Origin of the sequence: Kitasatospora sp. NPDC058965 (assembly GCF_042741245.1) — a bacterium.
GTDB lineage: Bacteria > Actinomycetota > Actinomycetes > Streptomycetales > Streptomycetaceae > Kitasatospora.
In genome coordinates, this window is the sequence record NZ_JBHYKG010000367.1 from 1 (window position 1) to 7,860 (window position 7,860).

The window sequence follows — 7,860 nt, forward strand, 5'->3', positions numbered from 1 at the left end:
CTCCCGCCGCTCCGGGAGGGGCCCCACGGGTGTCGGCGGGTCGGGCGGCGGGTCAGACGGCGGCCAGCGTCGCCGCCCGGGCCGCGTCGCGCAGGATCCGGACCCGGCCGGCCAGGTCGGTGTCGGCCGCGGTGACCATGACGCCCAGGGTGGTGGCCCCGGCCCCGGCGTAGGCGGCCATCCGCTCGGCCACCCGCTCCACCGGGCCCACCAGCGCGGTCCGCTCGACGAACCCCGCCGGCACCGCGGCGGCCGCGCCGGCCCGGTCGCCGACCGCCAGCCGGGCCCGGACCAGCGCGGTCTGCGGGCCGAAGCCGAGCCGCTCGGCCAGTTGGCAGTAGCAGTTGTCGGCCGCCGCGCCGATCCCCAGCATGTAGACGTAGTGCGCGCGCAGCCGGTCCACCGCCGCGCGCGGGTCCGGGTCGATCGCGGTCGGCAGGCTGGGCAGCACCTCGAAGCCGGTCAGGTCGCCGCCCGGCCGGCCGGCGGCCAGCAGGGCCACTGCCTCGGCCAGCGACTCGGGGGTGTTGAAGACCCCCAGCCAGCCGTCGGCCAGCTCCCCGGCCAGCCGCAGCATGGCGGGTCCGAGCGCGGCCAGGTGGATCGGCAGCGCGGGGCCGGGCCGCTCGGTCAGCACGTGCAGCGGTGCGGCGGCCGGCCCGCCGCCGGCCGGCAGCGGGTAGTAGCGGCCGCGGTGCTCCACCGGCTCACCGGTCAGCGCCCGGCGCAGCACGGTCAGGTACTCCCGGGTGCGGGCCACCGGGTGGTCGTAGGCGGCGCCGTACCAGCCGGTCGCCACGTGCGGGTTGGAGGCGCCCAGGCCCAGGCGGAAGCGTCCGCCGCTGAGCGCGTGCAGGGTGGCCGCGGTGAGCGCGGTCAGGCCCGGCGGGCGGGCCGGCAGCTGCATCACCGCCGAGCCGAGCGCGATCCGGCGGGTCCGCCCGGCCAGCAGGCCCAGCACGCTGGCCGCGTCGGACCGGTACCCCTCCGGGGCGAGGGCCAGGGCGTAGTCCGACTCCTCGGCAGCCAGTGCCAGTTCGGCGGCCCCCTGGTAGCCGAGGTTGACGGCGAGGCGCATCGGGCGCTCCTTTCACGGGGAACGGCGCACCCCGGGACCGCGGACGGTCCCGGGGTGCGGGGGATGGGCGGGCGCTCAGAGCAGGTGGGCCCCGCCGTCGACGCCGAGCACCGCGCCGGTGGTGTACGCCGACTCGACCAGGGCGAGGACCGCGCCGGCCACGTCCTCGGGCAGGCCCACCCGGCGCAGCGGGGCGGCCTGGCGCACGTGCTCGGCGATCGCGGTGAAGTCCTTGGTCCAGGGCGTCTCGATCAGGCCGGGCGCCACCGCGTTGACCCGCACCTCGGGGCCGAGCACGTTGGCCAGCAGCCGGGTCAGGTGCTCGATCGCGGCCTTGGAGACGGCGTACGGGATCGAGCTGCCGGCCGGGCGGCTGCCGGCGATCGAGGAGATCGAGACCACGGCGCCGTTGCCGGAGGCCTTCAGGTGCGGCACCGCGGCGACCGTGGTCTGCCAGGTGCCGATCACGTTGGTGTCCAGGATCCGCCGCCACACCTCGGGGGTGGCCCCGGCCAGGTCGGCGTGCGGGACGAACGTGGTGGTGCCGGCGTTGTTCACCAGGATGTCGAGCCGGCCGAAGTGCTCGACGGTCTCGGCCACCAGCCGCTCGGCGTCGGCCTGGACGGCGATGTCGGCCTGGACGTAGTGGGCGCCCGGCAGTTCGGCGGCCAGCTGCTGTCCGGCCGCCACCGAGCGGGCCGAGTTGACCACCACCCGGATGCCGGCGTCGGCGAACCGCCGGGCCACCGCCTCGCCGATACCGGACGAGGAGCCGGTCACCAGGGCGACGCGTTGCTCTGCCATGGGATCTGATGTCCTTTCAGAACTGCTGCTGACGGGGGTGCGGGCGCCGGCCGGTGTGGGGGAGTCCGGCCGGCGCCCGCGCGGAGCGGACGGCCTGGGGGAGCCGTCCGGAGGGTTCAGCCGGTGGTGACGGTGACCGAGCGGGCCCGCAGTCGCACGCCCTGGCCGGTCGGTCGGTCGGCCAGCAGGGCGAGGCCGAAGGCGAGTTGGCGCACCGTCGCGGGTCGCACCCGGCCGGGGACGGTCCACAGCAGCCGTTCGGGCTCGTCGAAGACCTGCTCGCCGATCCGGTCCACGGTCAATCGCGGCGTGCCGTCCAGGGTCCACCGCACGGTGCCGGCCGCGGGGTCCAGCCCGAGCTCGCAGTGGTGGAAGTCGCCCGGACGGGCGGGGCCGAGCGGCACCGCGCAGGAGAACGCGTGGTGCCCGCCGCCCGGCAGCCGTTCGTAGATCGCGTACACGGTGGAGCGGGTGAGCGCGAAGTCGAAGACCATGCCGCTGGCCCGGTCGAAGGCCAGCAGCGCGCCCGCCCCCGCCTTGACGTCCGCGGCCGGCTGCCCGGGGACACCCGGGGTGCCGTCCACCTCGACGGCCAACTCGGCCGAGCAGCTGAGCAGTTCGCCGTCCCTGGCGTCGAACCCCGGCAGTCCGGAGCTCGCGGTGGCCCGGGCCACCGCCGCCCACCGCAGGAAGGCGGACGGCGGCTCGGGGCCGGTCGGCCGGGCGAAGGCCGGCCGACCGGTGGCCGGGTCCACCCCGGCCGGGACCACGTCGAGCCCGTCGGGGCCGGTGGTGGCCCGGCCGTCGGCCGCGTCCGGGCGCGGCTCCCAGCGGTCCGGGCCGGCCGCGAAGCCGTCCCGGAAGAGCAGTGTGCGCTGGCTGGTCACCCGGGGCTCCTAGTAGTTGCCGAGCCCGCCGCAGACGTTGATCGCCTGGGCGGTGACGGCGGCCGCGTCGTCGCCGACCAGGTACTCGACCATGGCGGCGACCTCACGGGTGGTCACGTAGCGGCCCAGCGGCACCCGGGCGGTGATCCGGTCGTGCGTCTCCTGCTCGCTGACCTGCCAGATGCCCGCGTAGTGCTCGCGCACCCGCTCGGCCATCGGGGTCTCCACGAAGCCCGGGCAGACCGCGTTGACGGTGATCCCGGTGCGGGCCAGCTCCAGGCCGAGCGCCTTGGTGAAGCCCACCACGCCGTGCTTGGAGGCCGAGTACGGCGCGGCGTGCACCACGCCCTGCTTGCCGCCGGTGGAGGCGATGCTGATGATCCGCCCGCGGCCCTTGGCCAGCATGCCGCCCGCGTTCAGCACCTCCTTGGTGACCAGGAAGACGCTGTTCAGGTTGGTGTTGATCACGTCCAGCCACAGCTCGTCCGGGATCTCGGCGGTCGCGCCGCCGCCGCTGCGGCCGGCGTTGTTGACCAGGATGTCCACCGGGCCGAAGCGCTCCACGGCGGCCTGGACGAAGGCCTTGATCTGCTCCGGCTGCGCCACGTCGCAGACCGTGCCGTCCACCTCGTAGCCCTTGTCCTGCAGCGACTTGACGGTCGCGGACAGCTCCTCGTCGCGGCGGGCGCAGAGGAAGACCCGGGCGCCGAGCCCGGCCAGCCGCTCCGCGATCTCCAGCCCGATCCCACTGGTCGCGCCGGTCACCAGGGCCACCGGCTTGACGGACTCCGTCATCTCTCCTCCATTGCGTGATGGTTTCCGTGCCGCACCGAGCCTGCGGCCGGCCCCTGGAGCCGACCTCGGGCAGGGCTCGACGCCCGCGCTCCAGGGCCGCCCGGGTCGGTTTCGAGCCGGAACCGAGGAGCTGGGGCGACCGTGGCCGCACCGATTCCCGAGCTGATCAGGAGCGATCCCCGTGACCACCAAGACCCTTGTGCCGACCGAGGTCCACGCCCAGGTGCAGCACTTCTACGCGCACCAGATGCAGGCGCTGGACAGCCTGCGGTTCGAGGACTACGCGGCCACCTTCACCGAGGACGGCAGCTTCCAGCACTCGCCGCAGGCCGAGCCCGCCGTCACCCGCGCGGGCATCGTGCGGGAGCTGGTGGAGTTCCACAAGCGCTTCGACGGCGACCCGGTGCAGCGCCGCCACTGGTTCACCCACGTCGCGCTGCAGCCGCAGCCCGACGGCAGCTACGCCTCCACCGTCTACGCGCTGGTGGTCACCACCCGCCCCGGCGGCACCCCCGTGATCGCCCCCAGCTGCGTCGTGCACGACGTGCTGGAGGTCACCGACGGCGAGGTGCTGACCCGCTCCCGCCTGGTGACCCACGACCAGATGTTCCAGTAGGAGGAGCCATGGACCCGGCGATCGGCGCCGGTCGACTCGAAGCGCTGCTGGGCGACCCCTGGGACGCGGCCAACCCACTGGGGCACGCCGCCGTGCTCGCCGAGGCCGGCCTGCACCAGGAGCTGGTGCCGGTGGAACTGGGCGGCCGACTGGCCCGGTTGGACCGGCCGGCCCGGCTGCTGCGGGCGGTCTTCCGGCGCGACCTGTCGCTCGGCTACGCCTTCGGGGCGGCGCCGCTGGTGGCCGGCCTGGCGGTGTGGCCGCACGGGAGCGCCGCGCAGCGGGCCCGGGCGGCCGAGCTGCTGCTGGGCGGGGCGCAGCTGTCGGTGCTGTTCCAGGACATCGCGCACGGCAACACCCGCAGCTCGGCCGGGATCACCGCGTTCCCGGACGGCGCCGGCGGCTTCCGGCTGGACGGCCGCAAGCCGGTGGTGACCAACGCGGCCCGGGCGGCCGGCCTGGTGGTGCTGGCCAGGACCGGGGCCGGGCGCAGCGGCGGGGCCCACTCGGCGCTGCTGCTGGAGCGGGCCCTGCTGCCCGCGGACGCGCTGCGCGAGCTGCCGCGCCACCGCACCCGCGGAATGCTCGGCTGCCCGGTCGGCGAGCTGCAGTTCACCGACTGCCCGGCCCCGGCCGGGGCGCTGCTCGGCCCGGTCGGCGGCGGGACCGAGGTGATGCTCCGCTCGCTGCAGCTGAGCCGGCCGCTGGTGCCCTCGATGGCGCTGGGCTGCGCCGACACCGCGCTGCGCACCGTGGTCGCGCTGGCCGGTCCCGGGCGGGCGACGGGGGTGCGGGCGCTGGACTCGCGCTACACCCGCCGCGCGGTGGCCGGTGCCTACCTGGACCTGCTGGTCTGCGACAGCCTGCTGGCGGTGGCGATCCGGGCGCTGCACCTGGCCCCCGCCGACGCCAGCCTGCCCACGGCGGCCGCCAAGTACCTGGTGCCGCGGATGCTGCAGGAGGCCTCCGACGACCTCGCGGCCGTGCTGGGGCCGCGGATCCACCGGGAGGAGGGCAGCTACGGCACCTTCCGCAAGCAGCTGCGCGACCTGGCCGACCTGCCGCCCGGGCATGCCGGCTCGGCCGCCTCGCTGGCCAGCATCCTGCCCCAACTCCCCTCACTGGCAAGGACGTCCTGGCGCACCGACGAGCCGGCCGGGGCCGCGCTGTTCCGGCTGCACGGCGCCCTGCCCGCCCCGCCCTGGGCGCTGACCCAGCTGGCGGCGGACGGCGATCCGCTGGCGGCCGAGCTGCGCACCGCCCCGGAGCGGCTGGCCGGGCGGGCCGACCTGGGCCGCTGGCGCGAGCCGCTGCTGCAACTGCTGCGGGCGCTGGCCGCGGAACTGGCCGCAGTGGGCGAGGAGTGCCGGGCGCTGCCCGAGCACCAGCCGGCCCTGCTGGCCAACCCGCGCGGCTTCGCGCTGGCCGAGCGGTACGCGCTGCTGGCGGCCGCCGCGGCCGCCACCGGGCTCTGGTCGGCCGGCGGGACGACCGGCTACCCGGCCGACCCGGCGAGCCTGCTGGGGGAGTTGGGCCGGATCGCGGTGCGGCTGGGCGTCCAGGTGCCGCCGGAGCTGGCGCAGGCCGAGGCGCTGGCGCTGGAACAGGTGCTGGACTGCTGCGCCCGCTCGCTCACCCTCGACCTCTACCGCGATCCGATCGGCACCCCCGGTCCGCTCGCCCAAGGAGCTGCCGCATGACTCCCGCACCGACACCGGCCGTCGGGCTCCGGCCCGTCGACCAGCAGGCCTTCGCGCCGCAGCCGGCCGGGCAGCAGGTCTTCGACGACCTGGCCGGCTCGACCGGCTACGGCCGCGGGCCGGCGCCCAGCCGGGCCACCGGCCCGGACGGCGACTGGTCGGGCCTGCACCGCGCGCTGGCGGCCGGCGGGTACGCCCTGGTCTGGGGCCTGCTGGCGGACTGGGAGCCGGTCGATCCGGGCCGCCCGGAGCTGGTCGGGCTGCTGGGCCGGGAGGCCGAGCGCTACCGGCACATCGGCAGCCCCGAGCTGCGCCGCCGGTTCGCCGCCTCGCGGATCCTGCTCAAGCACGCCGCGGCCGCCGCGCTGGGCGCCGCGCCGGACGAGCTGGACCTGGCCCGCCGACCCAGCGGCCGCCCGTACGTGCGCGGCTGCGGGCAGTTGGAGGTGAGCCTGAGCCACACCGGCGAGCTGATCGTGGTCGGGGTGAGCCACCTCGGCCTGATCGGCGTGGACGTGGAGGCCGACGAGCGCCGGATCGTCGGCAGCGGACTGGAGTCGGACGCCTGCACCGAGCGCGAGCGGCGGGCGGTGGCCGAACTGCCCGAGCCGGACCGCAATCCGGCCATGGTGCGGCTCTGGACGCTCAAGGAGGCCTACGGCAAGGCGCTCGGCTTCGGCATGCGGCTGCCGTTCTCGGCCTTCGGCTTCGAGCCGGTGGCCGGGGCCGGCCCGGCCCGGCTGCTGCGGGCCGACGGGGTCCCGGCCGAGCCGGGCGAGTGGTGGTTCGAGTCGCACCCGGTCGGCACCGGCTACACGATGAGCGCCGCCGTCTGCCGGGGCCAGCTCGGCGACACCCGGGACACGCTGGCCGCCACGATGCTCGACGGCGACCTGACCGCCACGGTGCTGGCCGCGGCGGGTCGGCCGCACTGACCCCCGCGGCCTGCCGAACTCCATGATGACCGCTCGAACTCGACCGCACCAGTGAGGAATTCACGTGTCGACCAAGCAGGAGGACAAGATGACGGACCGTCAGGACGCGACCGAGGGGCGGCTGCAGGAGGTCGCCGACGGGGTGTACGGCTGGGTGCAGCCGGACGGCGGCTGGTGCCTGAACAACTCCGGGGTGATCGTCTCGCGCGGCGAGGCGGCGCTGGTGGACACCGCGGCCACCCGGGCCCGGGCGCTGGCGCTGCGGGCGGCGGTGCGCACCCTCACCCCGCACCCGGTGCGCACCGTGGTCAACACCCACTTCCACGGCGACCACACCTTCGGCAACTTCGTCTTCACCCCCGAGGCGGTGGTGGTGGCGCACGAGCGCACCCGCAGCGAGATGGCCGCTGCCGGCCTGCACCTGACCACGCTCTGGCCCGGGGTGGTCTGGGGCGAGCCGGAGCTGGCGCTGCCCACCCTCACCTACCGGGACGCGCTGACCCTGCACGTCGGGGACGTCACCGCCGAGCTGGTGCACATCGGCCCGGCGCACACCACCGACGACACCGTGGTCTGGCTGCCCGAGCAGCGGGTGCTGTTCACCGGTGACCTGGTGATGTCGGGGGTCACCCCGTTCTGCCCGATGGGCTCGGTCTCCGGCTCGCTGGCCGCGATCGAGCGGTTGCGCGCCTTCGGTGCCGCCACGGTGGTCACCGGGCACGGGCCGATCGGCGGCCCCGAGGTGCTGGACCGGGCCGAGGAGTACCTGCGCTGGGTGCAGGGGCTGGCCGCGGCGGGCCTGGCGGCCGGCCTGAGCCCGCTGGAGCTGGCCCGGCAGACCGACCTGGGCCCGTACGCGGACCTGCTGGACGCCGAGCGGCTGGTCCCGAACCTGCACCGGGCGTACGGCGAGGCGATGGGCGGCGTGCCGGGGGAGCGGATGGACATCGGCGCGCTGTTCGGCGACATGATCGAGTTCCACGGCGGCCTGCCCGCCTGCCACGCCTGACCCGGGACAACGCCGTGGGGCCGCACCGTCGACGAC

8 protein-coding genes are annotated in these 7,860 nt (G+C 76.1%); 4 read left to right on the top strand and 4 right to left on the bottom strand.

Annotated elements, in window-relative coordinates; all coding sequences use genetic code 11:
* Positions 1-52 precede the first annotated feature (52 nt).
* The 4 genes from ACFW1A_RS35735 to fabG form a co-directional block, all read right to left on the bottom strand.
* The gene (locus ACFW1A_RS35735; protein WP_380416817.1) at positions 53-1,078 is read right to left on the bottom strand and encodes an LLM class flavin-dependent oxidoreductase; all 1,026 of its coding nucleotides are present in this window, start codon (positions 1,076-1,078) and stop codon (positions 53-55) included.
* Between the two features lie 75 nt (positions 1,079-1,153).
* Positions 1,154-1,882, bottom strand: coding sequence for an SDR family NAD(P)-dependent oxidoreductase (locus ACFW1A_RS35740; protein ID WP_380416819.1), 729 nt, complete (start codon positions 1,880-1,882; stop codon positions 1,154-1,156).
* Positions 1,883-1,998: 116 nt separating this feature from the next.
* A complete protein-coding gene (locus ACFW1A_RS35745; RefSeq protein ID WP_380416821.1) occupies positions 1,999-2,769 on the bottom strand; it encodes a DUF6081 family protein in 771 nt (256 codons plus the stop codon).
* A gap of 9 nt (positions 2,770-2,778) precedes the next feature.
* A complete protein-coding gene (fabG, locus tag ACFW1A_RS35750) occupies positions 2,779-3,564 on the bottom strand; it encodes a 3-oxoacyl-ACP reductase FabG (RefSeq protein ID WP_380416824.1) in 786 nt (261 codons plus the stop codon).
* Between the two features lie 181 nt (positions 3,565-3,745).
* Here fabG and ACFW1A_RS35755 point away from each other — a divergent pair, with 181 nt between their 5' ends.
* From ACFW1A_RS35755 to ACFW1A_RS35770, 4 genes are all read left to right on the top strand, one after another.
* Positions 3,746-4,180 (top strand): nuclear transport factor 2 family protein, encoded by a 435-nt coding sequence (locus ACFW1A_RS35755; protein WP_380416826.1) that lies wholly within the window; start codon positions 3,746-3,748, stop codon positions 4,178-4,180.
* Between the two features lie 8 nt (positions 4,181-4,188).
* A complete protein-coding gene (locus ACFW1A_RS35760; RefSeq protein ID WP_380416828.1) occupies positions 4,189-5,880 on the top strand; it encodes an acyl-CoA dehydrogenase in 1,692 nt (563 codons plus the stop codon).
* Positions 5,877-6,815 (top strand): 4'-phosphopantetheinyl transferase family protein, encoded by a 939-nt coding sequence (locus tag ACFW1A_RS35765; protein WP_380416831.1) that lies wholly within the window; start codon positions 5,877-5,879, stop codon positions 6,813-6,815. The genes ACFW1A_RS35760 and ACFW1A_RS35765 overlap by 4 nt, the downstream gene beginning before the upstream one ends.
* Before the next feature lie 88 nt (positions 6,816-6,903).
* Complete coding sequence (locus ACFW1A_RS35770) at positions 6,904-7,824, top strand: MBL fold metallo-hydrolase (protein WP_380416833.1); 921 nt, start codon at positions 6,904-6,906, stop codon at positions 7,822-7,824.
* The last annotated feature ends 36 nt before the right edge of the window (positions 7,825-7,860 follow it).